At 35.4% G+C, this 21,028-nt stretch carries 18 protein-coding genes; 15 read left to right on the forward strand and 3 right to left on the reverse strand.

Annotated features, from left to right (window positions below; all coding sequences use genetic code 11):
- From ccoO to uspE, 9 genes are all read left to right on the forward strand, one after another.
- A complete protein-coding gene (ccoO, locus tag Q5N69_RS12950; RefSeq protein ID WP_304369388.1) occupies positions 1-645 on the forward strand; it encodes a cytochrome-c oxidase, cbb3-type subunit II in 645 nt (214 codons plus the stop codon).
- Between the two features lie 5 nt (positions 646-650).
- The gene (locus tag Q5N69_RS12955) at positions 651-848 is read left to right on the forward strand and encodes a cbb3-type cytochrome c oxidase subunit 3 (protein ID WP_304369390.1); all 198 of its coding nucleotides are present in this window, start codon (positions 651-653) and stop codon (positions 846-848) included.
- Positions 848-1,822, forward strand: a complete 975-nt coding sequence (ccoP, locus tag Q5N69_RS12960) for a cytochrome-c oxidase, cbb3-type subunit III (RefSeq protein WP_304369391.1) — start codon at positions 848-850, stop codon at positions 1,820-1,822. Before Q5N69_RS12955 ends, ccoP begins: the two co-directional genes overlap by 1 nt.
- 157 nt (positions 1,823-1,979) lie before the next feature.
- Positions 1,980-2,471, forward strand: coding sequence for a FixH family protein (locus Q5N69_RS12965; protein WP_304369393.1), 492 nt, complete (start codon positions 1,980-1,982; stop codon positions 2,469-2,471).
- Between the two features lie 130 nt (positions 2,472-2,601).
- Positions 2,602-5,052: a heavy metal translocating P-type ATPase gene (locus tag Q5N69_RS12970; protein WP_304369394.1), complete on the forward strand. Its 2,451-nt coding sequence runs from the start codon at positions 2,602-2,604 to the stop codon at positions 5,050-5,052.
- A 3-nt stretch (positions 5,053-5,055) separates the two neighbouring features.
- Entirely contained in the window at positions 5,056-5,274 is a 219-nt protein-coding gene (gene ccoS, locus Q5N69_RS12975) for a cbb3-type cytochrome oxidase assembly protein CcoS (protein ID WP_304369396.1), read from the forward strand.
- Complete coding sequence (locus tag Q5N69_RS12980) at positions 5,274-5,933, forward strand: sulfite exporter TauE/SafE family protein (RefSeq protein ID WP_304369397.1); 660 nt, start codon at positions 5,274-5,276, stop codon at positions 5,931-5,933. Before ccoS ends, Q5N69_RS12980 begins: the two co-directional genes overlap by 1 nt.
- Before the next feature lie 67 nt (positions 5,934-6,000).
- Positions 6,001-6,729, forward strand: coding sequence for a fumarate/nitrate reduction transcriptional regulator Fnr (fnr, locus tag Q5N69_RS12985; protein ID WP_304369398.1), 729 nt, complete (start codon positions 6,001-6,003; stop codon positions 6,727-6,729).
- 70 nt (positions 6,730-6,799) lie between these two features.
- Positions 6,800-7,729 (forward strand): universal stress protein UspE, encoded by a 930-nt coding sequence (uspE, locus tag Q5N69_RS12990; RefSeq protein WP_304369399.1) that lies wholly within the window; start codon positions 6,800-6,802, stop codon positions 7,727-7,729.
- 309 nt (positions 7,730-8,038) lie between these two features.
- Here uspE and Q5N69_RS12995 read toward each other — a convergent pair whose 3' ends face one another.
- On the reverse strand, positions 8,039-12,205 hold the full coding sequence (locus tag Q5N69_RS12995; RefSeq protein ID WP_304369400.1) for a DUF6701 domain-containing protein: 4,167 nt from the start codon (positions 12,203-12,205) through the stop codon (positions 8,039-8,041).
- A gap of 533 nt (positions 12,206-12,738) precedes the next feature.
- Between Q5N69_RS12995 and Q5N69_RS13000 the strand changes: the two genes are divergently transcribed.
- From Q5N69_RS13000 to ttcA, 6 genes are all read left to right on the forward strand, one after another.
- The gene (locus Q5N69_RS13000) at positions 12,739-15,411 is read left to right on the forward strand and encodes a TonB-dependent siderophore receptor (protein ID WP_304369401.1); all 2,673 of its coding nucleotides are present in this window, start codon (positions 12,739-12,741) and stop codon (positions 15,409-15,411) included.
- A gap of 41 nt (positions 15,412-15,452) precedes the next feature.
- Positions 15,453-15,854 (forward strand): hypothetical protein, encoded by a 402-nt coding sequence (locus Q5N69_RS13005; protein ID WP_304369402.1) that lies wholly within the window; start codon positions 15,453-15,455, stop codon positions 15,852-15,854.
- Between the two features lie 20 nt (positions 15,855-15,874).
- Positions 15,875-17,356, forward strand: coding sequence for a PepSY domain-containing protein (locus Q5N69_RS13010; RefSeq protein WP_304369404.1), 1,482 nt, complete (start codon positions 15,875-15,877; stop codon positions 17,354-17,356).
- Positions 17,357-17,361: 5 nt separating this feature from the next.
- Positions 17,362-17,622, forward strand: a complete 261-nt coding sequence (locus Q5N69_RS13015; RefSeq protein WP_304369405.1) for a DUF3325 family protein — start codon at positions 17,362-17,364, stop codon at positions 17,620-17,622.
- A gap of 75 nt (positions 17,623-17,697) precedes the next feature.
- Positions 17,698-18,162 (forward strand): hypothetical protein, encoded by a 465-nt coding sequence (locus Q5N69_RS13020; protein ID WP_304369406.1) that lies wholly within the window; start codon positions 17,698-17,700, stop codon positions 18,160-18,162.
- Between the two features lie 198 nt (positions 18,163-18,360).
- Entirely contained in the window at positions 18,361-19,326 is a 966-nt protein-coding gene (gene ttcA / locus Q5N69_RS13025; RefSeq protein ID WP_304369407.1) for a tRNA 2-thiocytidine(32) synthetase TtcA, read from the forward strand.
- A gap of 184 nt (positions 19,327-19,510) precedes the next feature.
- On the opposite strand, the gene Q5N69_RS13030 is transcribed toward ttcA, so the two are convergent.
- Positions 19,511-20,350, reverse strand: coding sequence for a hypothetical protein (locus Q5N69_RS13030; protein ID WP_304369408.1), 840 nt, complete (start codon positions 20,348-20,350; stop codon positions 19,511-19,513).
- Positions 20,351-20,445: 95 nt separating this feature from the next.
- On the reverse strand, positions 20,446-21,012 hold the full coding sequence (locus tag Q5N69_RS13035) for a DUF1415 domain-containing protein (RefSeq protein ID WP_304369409.1): 567 nt from the start codon (positions 21,010-21,012) through the stop codon (positions 20,446-20,448).
- Positions 21,013-21,028 lie beyond the last annotated feature (16 nt).

The raw sequence follows: 21,028 nt of genomic DNA on the forward strand, positions 1-21,028 counted from the left end.
ATGAAAAATAAACATGAAGGTTTAGAAAAAAATGTTGGTCGCTTCTTTATATTCACCATTATGGCAATCAGTATTGGTGGTTTGGTTGAAATAACCCCGTTATTTTTCCAAAAAGCGACAACGACACCGGTTGATAATTTAAGAGCATATACACCACTTGAAATGGAAGGTAGAGATATCTACATCCGTGAAGGTTGTAACGTATGTCATAGCCAAATGATACGCCCGTTACGTGCAGAAACAGAACGCTACGGACATTACTCTGTTGCGGGTGAATCAGTATGGGAACATCCTTTCTTATGGGGTTCTAAGCGTACTGGTCCTGATCTAGCTCGTGTTGGTCAACGTTATAGTGATGATTGGCATAAAGCACATTTAATTGATCCACGTTCAGTTGTTCCTGAATCAAATATGCCAAGCTTTAAATGGTTAGATGAAAATTACTTAGATGGCGATTTAACAGCTAAGAAATTAGAAACATTTAACTTTTTAACAAGAAATCGTAGCCATAAAGATGCCGATGGCAATGCCATTCCTCTTTATACTCCTGAAGAAATAGCTGGTGCAAAAGCCGCTGTTAAAGGCAAAAAAGAGATAGATGCACTTGTTGCTTATCTTCAATCTCTTGGCCATGCACTGAGATAATTGCTATGGATTACGGTACGCTTCGAGGGGCTTTTGCCCTACTAATTTTGGCACTATTTATCATCATAGTGGTTTGGTCATACAGCAAAAAGAGAAAGTCAGCGTTTGAAGATGCTGCTAATTCAATTTTTGAAGAAGACGATGTAAAAACAAATGTATCTAACCAAGATGTTGAAAGTAAACAAGCAGGAGACAAAAACTAATGTCTAGCTTTTGGAGTATATGGGTTTCAGTTCTTTCCCTGGGCACTTTAGTAGGTTGTTTTTTCCTATTACGTATGTGTTTAAAGAACTTTGCTGGAGTTCCAGAAGGTGAGTCAATGGGACACACCTTTGATGGCATTGAAGAATTAAACAACCCTCTTCCTAAATGGTGGAGCACGTTTTTCTTAGTGACTATTATTTGGGGTTTTGGTTATTTATTGCTTTACCCTGGTTTAGGTAATTGGCAAGGGCTTTTAGGCTGGCAGAGTTCTAACCAAGGTATTTTGAACCTTGAAGAATCTAAAGCTAAAACAGCTGAGTATCTTAAAGAAGGTTCAAATGTTTTAGTTCAGTATGACCGAGAAGTTCATGCTGCTGATCTTAAATATGGTCCTATCTTTGAAGCTTATGCTGCTCGCTCTATTCCTGATTTAGCGGCTGATAAAGAAGCATTAAAAGTTGGACAACGTTTGTTCTTACAAAACTGTTCACAATGTCATGGTTCAGATGCTGGTGGTACAACAGGCTTCCCTAACCTAACGGATAAAGATTGGTTATATGGTGGTTCACCTGAAGCGATTAAAGCGACTTTAATACATGGTAGAAAAGCTCAAGGCATGATGGCTTGGGAAACAGCTCTTGGCGGCGAAAAAGGCGTTAAAGAAGTTGCTGCATATGTAATGAGCTTAAGTGGCAGAGAAGTTGATCCTGAACTTGCTGCTGCGGGTAAACCTCAATTCCAAATGTGTGCTGCTTGTCATGGTCCAGAAGGTAAAGGTAGTTTAGCTATGGGGATTCCTCTTGGCGCTCCTAACCTTACAGATGACATTTGGTTATATGGCGGTTCTAAACGAGCTATTGAAGCTTCTATAGCAAATGGTCGTGCCGGTGTTATGCCAGCATGGGATGCTATTTTAGGTGAAGAAAAAATTCATGTTATAAGTGCTTATGTTTATAGTCTTTCTCAAGATTAAATAAAACATAAACGCACAATATATAAAGCCTTATTAAATTTTTAATAAGGCTTTTTTATTACAATTAGTTTCAATTCCACCCAGATTTTATTGGTTCAAACGTAATAAAAACGTATAATAATGCAAAGTTATCATTCTATTAATTAAAGGCGTAACAATGGGTACATCTTGGTATAAAGAACCATGGGCATATCTCGTATTTGGCTTACCTTTTACCGCAGTAGTTGCTGGTATAAGTACTTATTTCATTGCCAATCACGAACCTGACCCGCTTGTTGTTGGTAATTACTATAAAAAGGGTAAAGCCATTAATTTTGAGTTAGATAAAATTAAACAAGCACAAAAATTAGGTATGAAGTTTTCGCTTACCTTAAAAAATCATGAGTTAGTTATTGTACCAACGGGGATAGAGAAAGAATTTTCACTTTTACATGTTAACTTCTACCACCCTACTCAAGAATTTAAAGATTTTGCTTTGACCCTAACGCCTGACGGTGACGGAAATTTCAGGCAAGATATTCCACAAGATGTTGAAGGTAAATGGCAAGTAACCTTATCTACATTTGATAATAAATGGAAAATTCAAAACACCATTTATTTACCTCAATCTTCAGCTATAACCATTAAGCCTATGCCAAAAGAGAGCTAAAAAATTGCTATTAATAACACACAGCGTAATTAATATTCTGTGCTCATATTAATAGCATTCTCTTTTAACACTTAGGTTACACAGTTATCTGTAATTCTTAGCGCTCAATATATAAGCAAGTTAAAATTCTATGTCTTCTCTATGTTTTCATTGCGGTGAGGTTGTTCCTAAAGGAATAAACCTATTCGTTAAAATTGATAATATTTCACAACCTATGTGTTGCCTTGGTTGTGAAGCCGTAGCAAACGTTATTGTTGAAAACAAATTAACTGATTATTATCGTTTTAGAACTGAACCTGCACAAAAAGGTGAACAAATTGTACCGCAACAATTAAAACGTAACATGTTGTTAGATGATGAAAGCTTACAAGATGAATTCACCTACAAAACAGACGAATACAAAGAAGCTATTCTCACCATAGATGGCATTAGTTGTGCTGCTTGTGCTTGGCTAATTGAAATGCAGTTATCAAAAGCCGATGGAATTCTTTCTATTACCGTTAACGCCACAACACAGCGTGCGACAGTAAAATGGCAAGATGAAAAAGTTAAGTTAAGCGATATCCTCAAACGTATCGACAGCATTGGCTACAAAGCTCTTCCCTTCAAAGCGAGCCGAGTAGAAGAATTAAATAAAGCACAAAGTAAATCATTCATCAAACGCTTAGGTGTTTCTGGCATTTTAATGATGCAAGTACTTATGATTGCAGTAGGTTTATATTTCGGTGCCTTTTCAGATATGACTGAATACAATTCAGTGTATTTACGCTGGGCGAGCTTAATATTAACCCTACCTATAGTAACTTATGGAGCATTTCCATTTTATAGAAGCGCAATAAACACCTTAAAGATGAAACGTCTTTCCATGGATGTTCCTGTATCTATCGCAATATCGTTAGCTTTTTCTGCCAGTGTTTGGGCAACAGTAAGCCAACAAGGCGAAGTTTATTTTGAATCTGTAGCTATGTTCACCTTCTTGCTACTTATTGGTAAGTTTTTAGAGTTCAGGGCTAGGATGCGTGCTTCTCATGTTTCTGCCAACTTACTCAAACTTATGCCGATGACAGCCACTAAGTTAACCTTAAATAAAGCTGATGTAGACCAAGCTCAAAAAGAAGAATTGATTGCAGCTAAGCATTTAAAGAAATTTGATTTGGTATTGGTTAAGCCAGGTGAAACAGTTCCAGCTGACGGCATTGTTATCTCAGGCACCAGTCAAATTAATGAGTCAATGCTTTCAGGTGAACAAACACCCGTAACTAAAAACGTTGGCGATACGGTATTAGCTGGAACAATTAATGGTGACGGTAATATTACGGTTGAAGTAAAAAAAGAAAACCAACATTCTTTTTTAAATCAAATGATTCGTTTGAGTGAATCTTCTCAAGCTCACAAGCCTAAACTTGCCCAATTGTCAGATAAAATAGCCCAATATTTCGTTGCTACGATTTTACTTACTTCTATAGCAACAGCTATTTATTGGAATATTCATCATCCTGAAGAAGCCTTTTGGATAACACTTTCAGTATTAGTAGCAACCTGCCCTTGTGCTTTATCTTTAGCGACACCTACCGCTTTAACTTGTGCAACAGTAACGCTAAATAACAAAGGTATTTTGATTAAGTCAGCTCATGTAATGGAAACATTACCAAATGTTAACTGCTTCGCTTTTGATAAAACAGGAACGTTAACTACAGGTGAGTTCACCATTAGTAATATAGAGTTATTTGATGAACAAATAAGTAAAGATCAAGTGCTAGCTTTAGCTGCTGGATTAGAGTCTCATTCAGAGCATCCAATCGCTAAAGCCTTTGTTCAGTTCAGAGACTTCTCTCTAAATGTTACCCAAATTAAAGTAACGGCAAGCTCTGGTGTTTCAGGTATTTATCAAGATAAAACCTATCAAATTGGACGACCTAGTTGGTTATTAGAAAATCTAGACTCTTCAGAAGCAGACAAACTTAACAATGTGATCACTGCTCAATGTGTTCTTGTAGAGAATAACCGATTAATTGCAGCATTTTATTTAGACGATAACATTAGAGAAAATGCATTAAGCCTTATAAGCCAATTGCACAAACAAGACATATCTACGGTGATGTTGTCAGGTGATAATCAATCGGGCTGTGCTAAAACTCAAACTGTTTTACAGTTATCTGAGGTTTATAGTAATTTAAGTGCTGAAAACAAAGTAGAATTACTCAAAGCAAAACAACATAGTCATGTTGTAGCTATGGCAGGCGATGGTGTTAATGATACACCTGTATTTGGTGCGGCTCATATTTCAATAGCGATGGGCAGCGGAACCGATATAGCTAAAAACGGTGCTGATATTATTTTACTTAATAGTAACTTAAGTAATATAAACGCTTTAAAAACTATTGCGGTGAAAACCAAACGTATTATTTGGCAAAACTATTTGTGGGCATTTGGTTATAATGCCATTGTATTACCATTGGCTATGTGTGGTTATATAACACCTTACATGGCGGTTATAGGTATGTCAGCAAGTTCGATATTAGTCGTAACTAATTCCCTTCGTTTGTTAAGTAAAAAACATGAAACTAGTGATAAGAGATAATCAATGAGCATAATTTATGTGTTAATCCCAATTGCCGTACTTTTAACTGCTATTGGTCTTTATCTTTTTTTCTGGGCGGTTAAAACAGAACAATTTGATGATCTTGAGAAGCAAGGTCTTAGTATTTTATTTGATGATGAGAAAGATACTGAGTCAGAAGGAACAACAGAAAGTAACACGACTTCTTCTCAAAACCATAATAATCAATCAAAAGATAATTAATGGATATAGACTACTTTTCAGCATTTGTTATAGGTATATTAGGCTCAGGGCACTGCTTAGGCATGTGTGGTGGTATAACATCAATGCTGACTTCTGCTTTACCTAAAAACTCTTCTTACTCTAAAACTCTATTAGTTATTTGTTACAACTTTGGCAGAATATTTTCTTATTCACTTATTGGTGCCATTGTCGGTTTTACTGGCTCAGTAGCCGCTAAAAACATAGGTGTACCTTTAAGTGGTTTACGTATGGTGTCCGCCCTATTCTTAATCTTTTTAGGTCTTTATATTGGTCAGTGGTTAATGTGGCTAAATAAGATTGAACGCTTGGGCAAATATATATGGCGTTATCTATCACCTTATTCTAAAAAGCTTATTCCGGTAGACTCTCCAGCTAAAGCTGTGGGTTTAGGTGCTTTATGGGGTTGGTTACCTTGCGGTTTAATCTATTCAATGCTGACCTGGTCACTTGCAAGTGGTGATGTAGCTAGAGGTGCATTAATCATGACCTTTTTTGGTTTAGGCACACTCCCTGCTTTATTGATTATGTCGTACAGTTTTATAAAAGCAAAAACCTTACTCATACATCCTATTTTCAGAAAGTTTATGGCGTTAAGCCTTATATTTTACGGTATTTATAGTTTATACCTATTAGGTTAATCGATTGCATATTTCTCCATGTTCTAATATGATTTGATCAATGATCATGTATTAAATATGGATAAACATGGAAAGTAAGCAACCTGCATTCAAATCTCATATTCACTGTCAAAACTGCAGTATTAGTGAACTATGCCTCCCATTTTCTTTGAATGAAGAAGAATTAAACTCTCTCGATAATATTATTGACCGCAAAAAGCCTATTCATAAAGGTGAAAAACTTTTCCAAAGTGGCGACGACATGAAATCGTTATATGCCGTTCGTTCAGGTACATTCAAAACATATAAGATAGATGAAAAAGGTGAACAACAAATAACAGGCTTTCATTTAGCTGGTGATTTGCTTGGTTTTGACGCCATTGCGAACTCTGTTCATCCTAGCTTCGCCTCTGCATTAGAAACTTCAATGGTGTGTGAAATTCCATATAACACCTTAGACGGACTTTCAAATGATATGCCTAAACTTAAAAAACAAATGTTAAGAATGATGAGTATGGAGATCTGTTCAGATCAAGAAATGCTTATGTTGCTTAATCATAAAAATGCTGAGCAACGTTTAGCTACCTTTATTAGTACTCTAAGTAATCGGTTTCAAAAGCGTGGATTTTCCCCGTCGGAGTTTCGCTTAACGATGACACGTAGTGATATTGGTAATTATATTGGCCTAACTGTTGAAACCATTAGTCGTTTACTTAATCGTTTTAATAAAAGCGACTTAATAGGCGTTGAAGGAAAGTTAATTACTATTAAAGATGTTGACTGCTTAAATGAAATTGCTCAATTGAAAGTTGATTGATTTTAAACAATAAAAAAACATCAAAATTACATTATACTTAACTTAAAGTAGATAATTTGGAGTTATTATTATGAACAAATATCAAAATATACTTGCAGTTATTGATCCTACCACTGATGAACAAAAAGCTTTAAAACGCAGTATTCAACTTGCTCAGCATACCAATGCTAGCATCACTGCGTTTTTATCAATATTTGATTTCTCTTATGAAATGACCACTATGTTATCTGGCGATGAACGTGAAGCTATGCGTCAAACGGTTATTGATGATCGACTTGAATGGATGAATGACCTTGTTAGTCAATTAAACATCAATGGCTTAACCATCAATACTAAAGTTGTTTGGCATAATCGACCTTTTGAATCAATTATTAATGAAGTGCTTGAGCATGATCACGATATTGTTATTAAAGGTACTCACGAACACGATAAACTTAAGTCTGTTATTTTCACTCCTACTGATTGGCATATTCTTAGAAAATGCCCGTGCCCTGTTTTATTAGTTAAAGATCACTTGTGGCCAGAAAAAGGTAATATTCTTGCAGCAATTAACGCAGGTAGTGACGAAGATGAACATCGTTCACTAAATCACAAAATCACGGCGCATGCTAACCACTTAGCTAAAGTTATTAATGCAAATGTCCATCTAGTTAATTCATTTCCTGGCACACCAATTAATATTGCCATTGAGATACCCGAATTTAATGCGAATGAGTACAACACGGGTATGTTGACACATCATAAGAAAGCTATGGCTTCTCATTGCGAACAATACAATATAGCGGAAGACAGAACTCATATTGAAGAAGGTCTACCTGAAGATGTTATCGAAGACGTTGCCAACAAAATTGATGCTGAGTTAGTGATTTTGGGCACAATAGGCAGAACCGGATTATCAGCAACGTTAATTGGCAATACAGCAGAACATGTACTTGATCGGTTGAATTGTGATGTTTTAGCTTTAAAACCTGATGGTTATGTTTCGCCTTTAACCAAGTAACAAAACTAATAGCTAAAAAAAGTGTGGCTAAAACAGTTTAAATTTATTTAATCTGTTTTAGCGCTAATGATATAAGGTCACGATATTAGCTAGCATTATAATTTTAAAAACATTCCCCTAAGTTAACTCTAACTCGGTTTAATCAATACCTCTATAACCGCTATTTTTCTTACTTCATAGTAAGATTGACTTAAAAAACCTAGCTACTGATACAAAACATGCCCTTAAAGTAAGAAAGCGATTGAGCTAACGTTACAGTTTTATTAGTAATAATTACAATAAATGATAATCGTTTAAACCAAATTCAACTTAGTTAAAAACCTCTCGCGTATAGATTATTCTATCGTTGCCTCTAAAGACTCCAAACGTTGCTGTAGCAAAAGGGTTATTGTCATGTAGGCTGTCTCCATCCCAATCAAACTGAAGCCATACCGGAACTTGATACTCTAGGTTAAAGGAACCTTGTTTATTTCCTTGTGGAGCAGATAAAAAGAATTCTTGATAAATACCGTTTTGAAAAAACGTACCTGTACTTATACTTGCACTACTATCACTGGTAAGTAAGTTATCGCTAGTATTTGTATCTACCAAACGATAATCCCATAAAGATAAACCACCGCTACCTACAGTACCAGAAGTGAACTTATTACCTAAGGTTCCACTAATACAACTCTCATCTGAATTTGTAATAAAAGACGTGCCATTATATTCTTCAATAGACATTGGCATTAACAGGTTCGAAGTTTCTGGACCAAAACCATTTTCAATTCTCCAACGGCCAAAGCGTACTTCAACACCTTCTGTTAAAATTAATTCTGTTGCTATGATTGCAGTATCAGAACCATCATATAAATTTATCCCATCTTCATCTTCTATTTGACTAATAATAAAAGGAATTTTTGCAGGAAATGGAGCATATAAAGAATGTTGATTATGCTCGTAAATAAAGTTATCTGTTGAATTAAATTCATAATTTAATACGCCAGCATCAGCAGTTGCAGATAAATCACCTTCGCTTAACTGAGCTGCGATGTTAACCTTTTCATCAATAACATCAGGAGCTATCCTAGGTTGTTCAAAGTCTTCTGTTGGAAGATCTACGCTGATATCTCCAGCTTCTAACTTCATAAAACCTGAAGCTGTATAGTTTTCGGTAATAGTACCTGCTGTATTGTATGGCGTTATTAAAGCCTTAGGAGCTGATAATGAGTCATACCTTATACTGCCATCACTATCAGTTTCTTGACCAGAATATGCCCAGTCATTAATAATACAAGCAGCATCGGGTCCATGGTTACCATTCAAACTACCATGACTCTCAACCGTTTGAATAAAATAAGCAGGAGTGAAGCGCCCCACATTTGCAATATAGCCTTGTATATCACCACCACCAATATAATCACTATCAGTCAATGATGCAGATAAATGAATAATCCCTACTTCCGAGAAGTTATAATTATTATCTAAAATACTGCCATTAAAAGTGTTACTTGTTTCAGTTGTGAGTACACCAATATTTGCCGTTGTAGGATCAGGTAAAAATAATGTTCTGGTCACACTTAATTGTTCATTATCAAAATTATTAGCCGTGCTATTACCGCTTAAATCGCTGAAATCATCAGGAACCCCATCATTATCGACATCTTGACCTGCAGCCCATTGTTTCGCTATAGCTCTTAATGAAAAAGTTTCACCTGCTTTTTTGAAGTCACTCTCTGATGTGCTAGAAGCTAATGCATTAGCACTATTTGTATCTTGGCTGAAGTCTAATTGAACACCAAAGGGACGAACAACAAAAGCATTTGATGATGAGTTGAAGCTTTTAATATCTCCTAAACCATCAACATCAATATCTTTTTGTGCGTTAATAGTAAGTTTACCTGCATCAGGGTAATTAAGAGTAAAATAAGCGGTAGAATTACTATCAAAACGTAAAGACTGTTCGGTTACGTTTGTTGTAATACTTTTAGGTGTGGCATTGTTGGTAAGCTCTAAATTACTCGTACATGCACTGCTATCACCATGACAAGTGTATGAAAGGTTAATAGGAACATCTCCACCATCAGGAAAAACGCCAGTACATGAACCTGTATTATCATCAGTTCTTACTGCTTGTATAAATAAGTTTTCCGCATTAAAACCTGTATCTGATGGCTTACCTGAAAGTTGTGTCGGTATAATTGGCGAGCTGTTATTGTTATTCCCAAAAATAAAGCCAGTATCTGAAAAGGCTATATTACAACTTGTACCGCTACTATCATCACAAACAAGAGGCTCTGTTGCTATGACTGTTGCATTAGCGAGAGATAAACTAAGGGTTTCTGCAAACGTATGACTAAAGTTAACACCAACAAGTTCAGTACTACCAATAAAGGTTACAGATTTTTTAGTCGTCGTGGTCGATGTGTTAGTTGCTTGCAAATCAAGTGTTATCTCATCAGAGCTTAACGTTGAACAATCACTATTCATACAAGCTTTGATGGTGACCGGCTCAACTGCACAGGTTAAACCTTGACCGTCATGAATAATCTCATAATGGTCTATTAAACATCCTCCAAATTGAACTTTACCACTAAGAGCGCCAGCACTAAGAATTTCATAACCCGAAGGTGCGGCAGAAGTTCGTATATCATTAGTGATAGAAATTTCTAAATAATCTCCGCCGCCTCGTTCAAAAAACATAGCGGCTATATCAAAAGATGAATATTGACTTAAAGTAAAAGAACCACCTGTATTAGAGTTACCTGTAGGCTCTTCAAATCTCAACTCATTAGCATCGCCACTGTTTGAACTCCCAAATTTGTTGAATGAAACACTATCACCAGCAATAGTATCCATAACAAAACTAAATCCATCATCACTCTCTACATAAATGGTGTAATCGCCTGCTGGTAAACTAAGTATTCCAGAAGTATATACAACAAAATTGCTGCCATTTACACCATTACTATTACCTGGGTACGCTAAAGTACCTGTAAAATCATGTTCTGAACCACCAAAATCAATACGTTCAACAGTACTTGAACCACTTGCCGAAACATTATACTTCTCATTATCGATTAAACCAGTTGATGGTGATCCAGCAGCTAACCAAGCAGCATGAATAGCTAAAGCTTCAGTACTGTTATCTATCTGTACGTCTGTACCAGCATTGTTGATTTTTATACCTACAGCATTTAAAAGGCCTGTATTAGCGTCACAGCCTTGACCTATTTCAGGATCAATATTACTGGCTTCATACACAACAATATTGCTGAAAGTACTATTTCTCGTAGGATTATCATCATCGTCATTTATAAAGAATAGGTGGTCAAAATTTCCTGTATAAAATTGCCCTACTGGAATCGTGTAATGTGTAACACCACTTCCGCTATAATTATCAAAATCTGATATACCCCAAGATTGCGTACCATAAAGCATAAAAGTACGATCTTCACTTTGAGATAAATCGTCATCAAAACCTATAGCATGAATTTCACCTTGCTCAGTACTTTGAAAATCAAATTCAATAACAGTGTTTTCTGTGACTGTGTAGGGGAAGTTTATTTTTTGCCATAGATTACCCTCAATAAATAAACTTAAGTTAGCATCTGTTATTGTTATGTTACCGCTAGCATCTTGAGTGCTACTGGCATAACGGGCGACCTCGTAAACTTGATCTACATCTCCTACTTGCCAAGCATTTCCTGTATCTGGATTAATACCACCGTTGGCATTTAAATCAAGTACGGCAAGATTTTGTGGCTGAACCCATACTTCTATACTTCTAAGAGTGTAATCATCTATATTATCTGCAAATGTCCAATCTGGGTTCCCACCTGTGTTATTACCTATACCTATTGAGTCGATTCTATTAGAATCCCAAGCATTAAAAGCAAATAGTGTTTGTGCTTCGCTGTAATTATGTACTTGCATAGAACCATGACAGGACGTTCTATCGGCTCTTAGTGAATCTCCAAAATCAAAAACATCATCACTCGCATTAAGAACAAATGTATCATTCTCTCTAGTATAACAATGATGCCAAAATTCAATGTTACCAGTAGATATATCAGTTCCAGTAACAACTCCTGCAACATTTGACTCTACATTCATATTATCAATAGACTGTTGCCAAGTAACTCCAGTACTACTAACAGGAACACCAATTTCACCTAGATTCTGTGTAAACGCATTCATGGATACCCAAACCCATTCGGTTTCACAACTACCATCTTTTTGTAGCTCTAAATAGTAACCAATACGAGCGATACCATTATCAATAGTTGTTGCTGAATTATCGATACCATAGACGGGAGTGTTAGTACCATAATTGGCATTAGAAGGTATATCGAGCTGATAGATTTGGGTATAACCCTGTAGTTCACTTACATTCGCATCGCTACCCGCGCCACAAGTTGCGGCATAAACTGAAGGGGAAAAGCTGAAAACACTGATAAGAATAAGGAATATTTTAAATTTTAAGTCGTTTTTCATATCATTGTTAATCCTAACAAAATACATCCCGTCATTTTATATGCATTGCATATCTGAGTTCATAGCGAAGAAAGGTTTAGTTCTATTTATTATTCATAAACAGAAAATGTTCTATAAAGTTTGAGTATTAATTCATGAGTAATATTAACTTACGTACTTTATATATCTAAGTATAGCAATATTAAGATATAGAACTTCGTTAGATTACATCTTTAGTCATATTTCTTCAACATTCAGAAATTAGTTAATATTTCAATACGATATGATGTATGAATAGTTGAACATTTAGTTTTTAACAACAATGTTTATAGTAGGTAAATACAATGATGCATTTTGATTACCCCCGTCTTTTTAAGAAATTAATTACAGTCATTTAACCTCTCTCTTATCAAAGCTAACCTATCTAAAAAACTTTAAGTTTAACAAAAAACATTAAATATCACCCTTACCATTGACAATCTAAATAACAATCATTACCATTCGCGACATTAAAACTACACCACCATTTAATGCAAAATTTAGGGTAAACATTGATGTCTTCTAAATACAAAAACATAGCACCTCTTTCATTATTGACTTCAATAATATTAGCGACTTTTTCAGCTAGCTCTCTAGCTGAAACAACACCTTTATCAACACATGAGCCATTAATTAACGTCCTCAGTGATGTTGCTAAAACTCAAAACATTACCATTTATGCTAAGCCTTCTGTTATCAAAGGTAATGCTAAGGCAACTAACTCGATAAAATCAAATAAAGCATTGATTAATGCTCTATTGGCTGATAGCAATTTAGAAGCTGTTTGGTTAAAAAGTAATACTGTAGTTATAAAAGATAAAGCAAATAATGAATCAGCTGCGAGCTTAGCAATACCTGCGAATAATATTACACAATACGACAATAAAGTTGAGCGTATTAGCGTTTATGCTTTACATAACCGTTTGATATTAGAGTCAGGCACGGCAACAAAGTCAAACATGACACTTATGCAAACACCTGCAGCTATCGTAGTTGTAGACAAGTTATTATTGAATGAGCAATCAAGCACTACTCTACAAGACAGTTTGCGTAACATCAGTGGTTTAACGCAAGCAGGTAACAATTACGGTATTGGAGATAACTTATCTATTCGTGGCTTAGGCGCAAATTACACCTACGATGGCATTTATGGCGGTGCTGATTTAGAAAATAGCTATAATCCTACTCGCTCAATGACCAATATTGAAAGTGTTGAAGTATTAAAAGGCCCTGCAACAGGTCTTTATGGTATGGGTTCAGCTGGTGGTGTTATCAATCTTATAGAGAAAAAGCCACAAGAAAAAGAAAGCTATGAAATAAAAGCGCTCGTTGGACAATGGAATAATGTTGGTTTAACGCTTGATGCTACATCAGCATTAACCGATAACACAGCTTACCGTATTGTAGCTAACTACGAGGAGTCTGACGGCTATAGAGACCTGAGTTCAGAACGTGCAGAACTATATGCTTCATTAAGTTATGACGTATCTGAAGATAATAGATTCTTATTTTCCGCCGCTTACATAAAAGATTCAATCCAAATTGATTCTGTAGGTGATCCTGTGCGCATATTAAGTTTAGATGATATCAATGTTGCTGTAGCTGATTTAACCATTGATGATTTAGCTAACGATACAGATGCAGATGGCGACGGAATTACAGGCGTTCAGTTAACTGAAGCACAACGTACCGAACTATTAAGCACAATTTTACCAAGCGATGGTTTAACACCTTATGATTTAGGTGACAGTAGTTTAATTTCTCCACTATCTACACCTAATGATGGAAAGGAAGTTCGTATAAAAGTTCGCCACGATATTAACTTCTCTAACGATTTATTATTAACTCATCAATTACAATACCGTGATTATTCTTCAGACTTTACCCGCCAAACAGGTGGGTTGAATTATATTTACTGGAATAGAAATGGTGAAATAAATGCAGATCCAAGAGCGCCTTTAGTTATCGATGATGTTTTATATCCATATGCCGCACGTCGACAAGAGTATCGTCAACAAGTAGCAGATGAAAAAACATGGCAGTACTTTGTTGATTTAACTAACACTTGGTCTTCAGGCCTTTTCTCTGGTGAACATTTAATTAGCGCCAACTATGAACATCGTGAAGCATCAGTTCAATCGTCGTCAATTTGGGATGCAGATGGTGGTGGAAGCTTGCCTTACATTTTGGATATTAGGAACCCTAATTGGCCAACAGGTAGTTTTGAAGACTATGACCCTAGCCTAAGAACTAATTACGATAAAACAGTCAGTGCCTATGGAATAAGTGCGCAAGAAGTTATTTACTTTGATAATGCTTTAACTGGTCGTTTTGGGCTTGCTTATACAACTATCGAACAAGATTACCAACACAAAGGCACTGATAGCGCTCCAGGTATTGGCGAAGAACTTGATACCGATGATTCAGGTTTATCTTTTAATGTCGGTTTGAATTACCAAATATCTGAGCAATTTGCTGCTTTCATTAATTATTCACGTGGTCGAACGGCTTATAGTATTTTAGGCAGTTTAGATGCAGACGGTGATGATCGTGAAGATTCTGAATCAAAATCTGTTGATTTGGGCTTCAGATATAAAGCTTTTGATGAAGATCTATTATTGTCTTTTGTATTATTTGAAACCAGTAGAACTAACCTCAGATATAGCAACCCTTTATACAACGAGAACGAAGATGCTACTGATTACAATATAGATGTTGCTCAGTATTTTTATGACGAATCGGATAGAAGTCGTGGTGCAGAACTTGATTTAAACTTAGCAATCAACGAACAGTGGACGATGAACTTCAATGCTACTTACCTAGATGCAACGACAGTACAAGGTGATGCCGAAGAAGGTCAATCTAAAGGTGTACCATTAAAGTATGTGCGTTTGTGGACTAGCTACGAACATCAATTTAAAGCATTACCTGCTCCTATGAAGTTTAGTTTAGGTGTAACTTATGAAGATGAACGCAGTTTGTATGCTTCAAGTTACGGGTTACCTTACGCTTACATTCCATCTTATTCGGTAGTAGATGCAGCCGTAAGTTATCAGCTAAATGATTGGGACTTACAACTAAACATCAATAATTTAACGGATACTACGTATTACAGTAAAGCCATGTATGCCGGTGGTTTACCGGGTGAAAGCAGAAACGCAAAAGTAACGGCAACTTACCGTTTTTAATGCTAAAAACTTTTACTTAACGCTAAATACATTGACTTAATATGACACATTCGAAACAGCTATGGTTACGTTGCATAACCGCTACTGTTGGCGGTTATGCAATTTCCACAGGTTTTAGTATTGCACTGGTTCCAGCATTAACCGTTTGGCTAAATTACACATTATCTACGAGTGTATTAATTACAACTATGCTCAGTTATTTGTGTTATTTCATTGTGATCATATTAAGTTTCTGTCTGCCAACACTTTTAAGTTTATGGCGTAATCTTTTTATATTTTGCGCCCTACTTCTTGCATGTTATCAAATGGCTATACCTAACAACCTCCACGTTAATAGTAAGACTGAATCTGTATTAAGCATGATGTCGAACCAAACTATCAGTAACAACATTACAACGATTAACTCTCACACACTAAACTTAACTTATAGCAATAACTCATGAAACCTGACTTTAGAAAAAGTATGATTTGGCTTCACACCTACTCTGGTTTGGTTATCGGTTGGTTACTATTTGCTATATTTATTACTGGTACTTTAAGCTATTTTAATCAAGAACTCAGCCAATGGATGAAGCCAGAACTAAATCAATATTCGCCTAATGTAAACATTATTAATAAATCTATTACTCACCTTAAATCACGTGAACTTAACGCTGAACGTTGGCGTATTTATTTACCAGACAGTCGCAGTAAGCATTTATACATTCAATGGAGTAATGGACGTAAAAGAAAAGTAGAAAACCTATCGTTAAATAACGTTTCTCCTATTGAGGTAAGAGACACCAAAGGCGGTGATTTCTTTCGAACTTTTCACTACACATTACAGTTAAGAGGTTATGGTGGTAGATATATAGCAGGTGTTGCAGCCATGATGATGTTGATAGCATTATTTAGCGGTATTTTTACACATCGTCGATTTTTCCGAGATTTTTTCACCTTACGTAAAGCTAAGCTGAGCAAACTCCTCTCTGACTCACATGCTTTAATGGGTATTGTTACTTTGCCCTTTTGTTTAATGATTTGTAGCAGCGCGTTAATGATATACGTAACCACCTATATTCCTTCAAGCACTCAACATTTTTATCCTGACAATATAAAACAGTTTAACAAAGAGGTTTTTCCAAGCTTACCTGCTCTTGATAAACAAGCACCTGTTGCCGAACCTTTAACTGATTTTTCAATTATTGAAGAGCAAATAAACCAGAAATGGACAGGAAAAAATCAAATTGACTATATTACCTATGAACAACCCTATCGTGAAAACGGTAGGATCATCGTTAATCGAGTAAAACATAATACATTATCAAATCAAGCTGAACGTTTAGTGTTTTCATCAACTTCTGGTAAAGCACTTACTGGTTATCCAGAACAAAGTACTCCAATGAAAGTAAGACGAATATTTTATGGGTTACACGAAGCGCATTTTGCTGATGTACCTTTAAGATGGATGTTCTTCATTTTAGGTTTATTGTCATCAGCCTTAATAGCAACAGGTTCCATAATCTGGTTAAACAAACGTTTAGCCAAAGTGAAACAACGTCATATAGGTCATCATATTGTTGAATGTTTAAATGTTGCAGGTTTCGCTGGCCTATTGTTAGCCGTTTTATCTTACTTTCATGCTAATAGATTTTTAGCCTTTGATGTATCAAATAGAGCTTCGTTAGAAGTGAACATATTTTTATGGGTTTGGTTAACTACCTTATTACACAGTATTTTAAGGCCAGCTAAAAAAGCATGGTTCGAGCAATTAATGATATGTGCCTTATTGTGTTTATCGCTGCCTTTTATTGATTTTTTACAAGACAGTCAACGCTTAGTAAATGCAGTTGAACAATTTAACGGTGCATATTTAATGTTTAATATTATGATTATATTATCTGGCGTAGCTTTCTTGAAAACTGCGTTATGGCTAAAACGCAAAAACCGTGTAACCACTGGGTAATATTGATGTTAGTCACCCTATCACTACAAACAATCGCATTAATTACCTTATCTTTATCTATGCATAAACATTTTTGCGCTTGCTTTGGGCAACCGCCTAGTAAACTGCTCAGCAAGATTCTGCTTGCAACAGGTGTATTGCTAATGTGTTTGTCTTTCAAATTTGTGCTCAACATTGGTGTTATTTCATTAGTTTATTGGTTGAATTTTTTAGCGCTACAAATTGTTATATTAGCTATTATTTATTGTGTTAAAGCACAAAGATAAGAAATACTTCGGAAATTTAAATAGTCTCAACTCTGTCTTATAAGAATACAAACTTAATAAATTTATTAAAGACCTATGAAAAACACCTTAATCACCGCTTTTATTGTTGGCTTAATTGCTAGCATTGCCTTTATTATTTTTCAGCCACTATTTGGTTTAGCAACGTTAACCTCTCGTCATGCTGCAGCATATGTTAGTTTTGGTGGATACAGTGAAATTGCTGCACTTATATTATCTTGGTTTGTGCATATCAGTGTTTCAATCGCTTATGCTGTTATCTCTACGGTTATTTTTAACTTCAATCATTCTTTATGGGTCAGCAGCGCGCAAGTGATTGTATTAGGTTGGTTCACAACATTAATTGCGACTCCTGCAAACGAATGGGTAGTAAAGCTAGTAACTACAGAAACCTTTACTCCTTTAAGTGATTTAGCACCATTAAACACAGCCATAGGGCCTAAGCTTTGGTTACATGTCATGTTTTTCGTTTTTGTTATTTTTGGACTTTGGTTTAAAAAAGTAAAAATAGATAAAAAGTAAACTGTCCTTATTTAAACTCTAGTTAACCTGTACTTAGGTTTGTTGATAAAATCCTGCATTAACTAGAGTTACTCCACATTAAATTTTATAACCTTAATATACTCACTTCTCTTCACAAGACTTCAATAGTTTTTATCGCTAGTTCCTAAAACATTTACCTTTAGGTATAATGCGCCCGTTATTAACTCGAGATCATTTATGAAGCCTTTATCTACTACATTTCAACAACCCATTAAACAATTAACTGCTGCCCAAGCTACGCAATTATCCAAGTTAGAAAAACGTTTGCGTCGTCATGTGGGTCAAGCAATTGCCGAATACAACATGATTGAAGATGGCGATAAAATAATGGTGTGTTTATCTGGAGGTAAAGATAGTTACGCGATGCTTTCTATCCTGATGATCTTGCAGAGTTTAGCGCCTATTAAATTTGATTTAGTTGCCGTTAATTTAGATCAAAAACAACCAGGCTTTCCTGAACATATTTTACCTGAGTATTTAGAATCTTTAGGGGTTGAGTATCAAGTTGTAGAAGAAGATACCTACTCTATCGTTACCGACAAAATACCTGAAGGCAAAACCACGTGTAGTTTATGCTCGCGTTTAAGACGCGCTATTTTATATAGAACAGCTAAAGAAATTGGCGCAACAAAAGTAGCCTTGGGACATCATAGAGACGATATGATTGAAACCATGATGCTAAACATGTTTCATGGTGGAAAGATAAAATCTATGCCTGCTAAACTAGTTTCAGATAATGGCGAGCATGTTGTTATTCGACCTTTAGCTTTCTGTAAAGAAGAAGAATTAATCCAGTATGCAGCACTTAAAAATTTCCCTATTATTCCTTGTAATTTATGTGGTTCTCAGCCAAATCTAGAACGTCAAAACATTAAAAAGATGTTAAGTGATTGGAATATAAATCATCCTGGACGAATTGAGTCTATGTTCACAGCGATGAAAAATATTGTACCTTCTCATATGTGTGACGGTGAACTGTTTGACTTTAAGAGTATTTCAAAAGATTCTGGTGTTATTAATGGCGGTGATATTGCGTTTGACCGTGAAGATGTAACACTACAAGCTCCTGAAGTGATTCCTGTAGACAATATCATTGCAAGTGAGTCATCTATTAACACAATTGATATAGTAGAAGTTAAGTAACCTGAGTTCGAGATAAGTAGCACTGAGTCGCCTGATTACATAACTCATCAGTTAAAATCTCAAAATAACGCCTCTTAAATAAAAAAACTATTTATGCCTTTACATAAATAGTTTTTTTGTTTCAATATCTTGTTAATTTGCAAAAACTTAATCAGAAAGTTAAAAGTAAAATAACCTTAGTTTTTTAAGCTGTAAAGCTGCCGTTATTTCCATTACCGCTGTTACTATTGTTATCACCACTATCATCATTATCTGAATGACTTCCTGCTGGTGCTTCTGACGCATTCACTTTAACACCAAAAATTTCACGATATAAAATTCCTTTGGTGTTATAAAAAAGAGGAGTTAAGTATGTAAGTGCGAAACATAAAAACACCACGCCAATCATTTCAAAACCTGAGTTCATCATGGCAAGCAATGGGAAAATAGAAAAGATTAATATCATCGCTAAAATGCCATAAATAGCGAGTAATTTGAAAAATTGGAAACGTAACGCTTTAACACTTAAGATAATTGCTTTTATCGGCATCATATTTTTCTCAACGACTAACGGAACCGTTAACGATAAAGTCACTAATAAAAAGATACCTGGTAAAATTAGTAAGTTAAAACCCAATGATGATAAGGTTGAAGATAACAATGCGCATATCGCAATAATGGCGCCTTTACTTAAGAACGCGAATACTAATTTAGGCTGAGTTTTTAAACCAACCGCATGAAATACGCCCATCATTTCAATACCAGCAATAAAAGGCGAAATAACCAAAGTAACTAATACATTAATAATGTATTGAGCTTTCATATCTTTTAATGCGTTCTCAACACCACCTAAATATTGGCTAGCCACCATAACAATAACCATTGATAAAAACATGCAAATTAATGCACCTATCACAATTGATAACCTTGATATTTTAGTTAAAGTCCAAGCTTCTTGTAGTACAGATCTTATATCGATTGAGTATTGACCTTGTACTGCACTTTCAATGTTTCCACCCACATTGACCATTTGATTATTTTCCACGAAAAAGAATACCTATTTTATAGCTGCGATGTCAGAACAACGCAGTATACCGAGTTTTAATAATTGTTTCAGCTAGTAACTTTAACTGCCTTAGCTTAACTGTTTCTAATATTTTTAAGCACTTGCTCAAAGTGGTTACTACCTTTTTCCTGAGCTAACGCAATATTGTTTTCTGGGATATTTTCAGGATTTTTGTAGGTAGATAATACACGCGTTAGGCTTGCTTCTCTTAACAAGTGAATAACTGGATATGGTGATCTATTGGTATAGTTTTCGGCATCATCCATATCTGCACCATCAAAATAGTAATCAGGATGGAAACTCGCTAATTGAAAAACACCTTCAAACTCTGAATCAAACAGTAACTCATTGGCATAATCGACAAGCTCTAAATACTGTTCAAACGATTTAAAACCTGGGTTGTATATGATCAAACTGGTTTCTATCTGTGGATTGTTTTTCAAATACAGACATTGTTCAAATACTTCGGCTAATGCCAATTTAAGCTTTTTCTGTTCCGAAAGATAATAATGAATCGTGTTGTTTACTAATTCTTTTTTAGCAAAAGGGCAAAAATTAAGTTCAACAATTATCTGTTCTATCCATTGTCTGGTTTGCCTTACTTCTGTTAATTCTGTCGTGCTCGTTATTTCAGTTGTCATATTCTTATCTATAAAT

The sequence above is a fragment of the Pseudocolwellia sp. AS88 genome (genome assembly GCF_030551755.1).
Taxonomy (GTDB): domain Bacteria; phylum Pseudomonadota; class Gammaproteobacteria; order Enterobacterales; family Alteromonadaceae; genus Pseudocolwellia.

Excerpts from the sequence above, each read along its gene's own strand:
- ccoO (WP_304369388.1), top strand. The coding sequence starts at position 1 with ATGAAAAATAAACATGAAGGTTTAGAAAAAAATGTTGGTCGCTTCTTT.
- Q5N69_RS12955 (WP_304369390.1), top strand. The coding sequence starts at position 651 with ATGGATTACGGTACGCTTCGAGGGGCTTTTGCCCTACTAATTTTGGCA.
- ccoP (WP_304369391.1), top strand. The coding sequence starts at position 848 with ATGTCTAGCTTTTGGAGTATATGGGTTTCAGTTCTTTCCCTGGGCACT.
- Q5N69_RS12965 (WP_304369393.1), top strand. The coding sequence starts at position 1,980 with ATGGGTACATCTTGGTATAAAGAACCATGGGCATATCTCGTATTTGGC.
- Q5N69_RS12970 (WP_304369394.1), top strand. The coding sequence starts at position 2,602 with ATGTCTTCTCTATGTTTTCATTGCGGTGAGGTTGTTCCTAAAGGAATA.
- ccoS (WP_304369396.1), top strand. The coding sequence starts at position 5,056 with ATGAGCATAATTTATGTGTTAATCCCAATTGCCGTACTTTTAACTGCT.
- Q5N69_RS12980 (WP_304369397.1), top strand. The coding sequence starts at position 5,274 with ATGGATATAGACTACTTTTCAGCATTTGTTATAGGTATATTAGGCTCA.
- fnr (WP_304369398.1), top strand. The coding sequence starts at position 6,001 with ATGGAAAGTAAGCAACCTGCATTCAAATCTCATATTCACTGTCAAAAC.
- uspE (WP_304369399.1), top strand. The coding sequence starts at position 6,800 with ATGAACAAATATCAAAATATACTTGCAGTTATTGATCCTACCACTGAT.
- Q5N69_RS12995 (WP_304369400.1), bottom strand. The coding sequence starts at position 12,205 with ATGAAAAACGACTTAAAATTTAAAATATTCCTTATTCTTATCAGTGTT.
- Q5N69_RS13000 (WP_304369401.1), top strand. The coding sequence starts at position 12,739 with ATGTCTTCTAAATACAAAAACATAGCACCTCTTTCATTATTGACTTCA.
- Q5N69_RS13005 (WP_304369402.1), top strand. The coding sequence starts at position 15,453 with ATGACACATTCGAAACAGCTATGGTTACGTTGCATAACCGCTACTGTT.
- Q5N69_RS13010 (WP_304369404.1), top strand. The coding sequence starts at position 15,875 with ATGATTTGGCTTCACACCTACTCTGGTTTGGTTATCGGTTGGTTACTA.
- Q5N69_RS13015 (WP_304369405.1), top strand. The coding sequence starts at position 17,362 with ATGTTAGTCACCCTATCACTACAAACAATCGCATTAATTACCTTATCT.
- Q5N69_RS13020 (WP_304369406.1), top strand. The coding sequence starts at position 17,698 with ATGAAAAACACCTTAATCACCGCTTTTATTGTTGGCTTAATTGCTAGC.
- ttcA (WP_304369407.1), top strand. The coding sequence starts at position 18,361 with ATGAAGCCTTTATCTACTACATTTCAACAACCCATTAAACAATTAACT.
- Q5N69_RS13035 (WP_304369409.1), bottom strand. The coding sequence starts at position 21,012 with ATGACAACTGAAATAACGAGCACGACAGAATTAACAGAAGTAAGGCAA.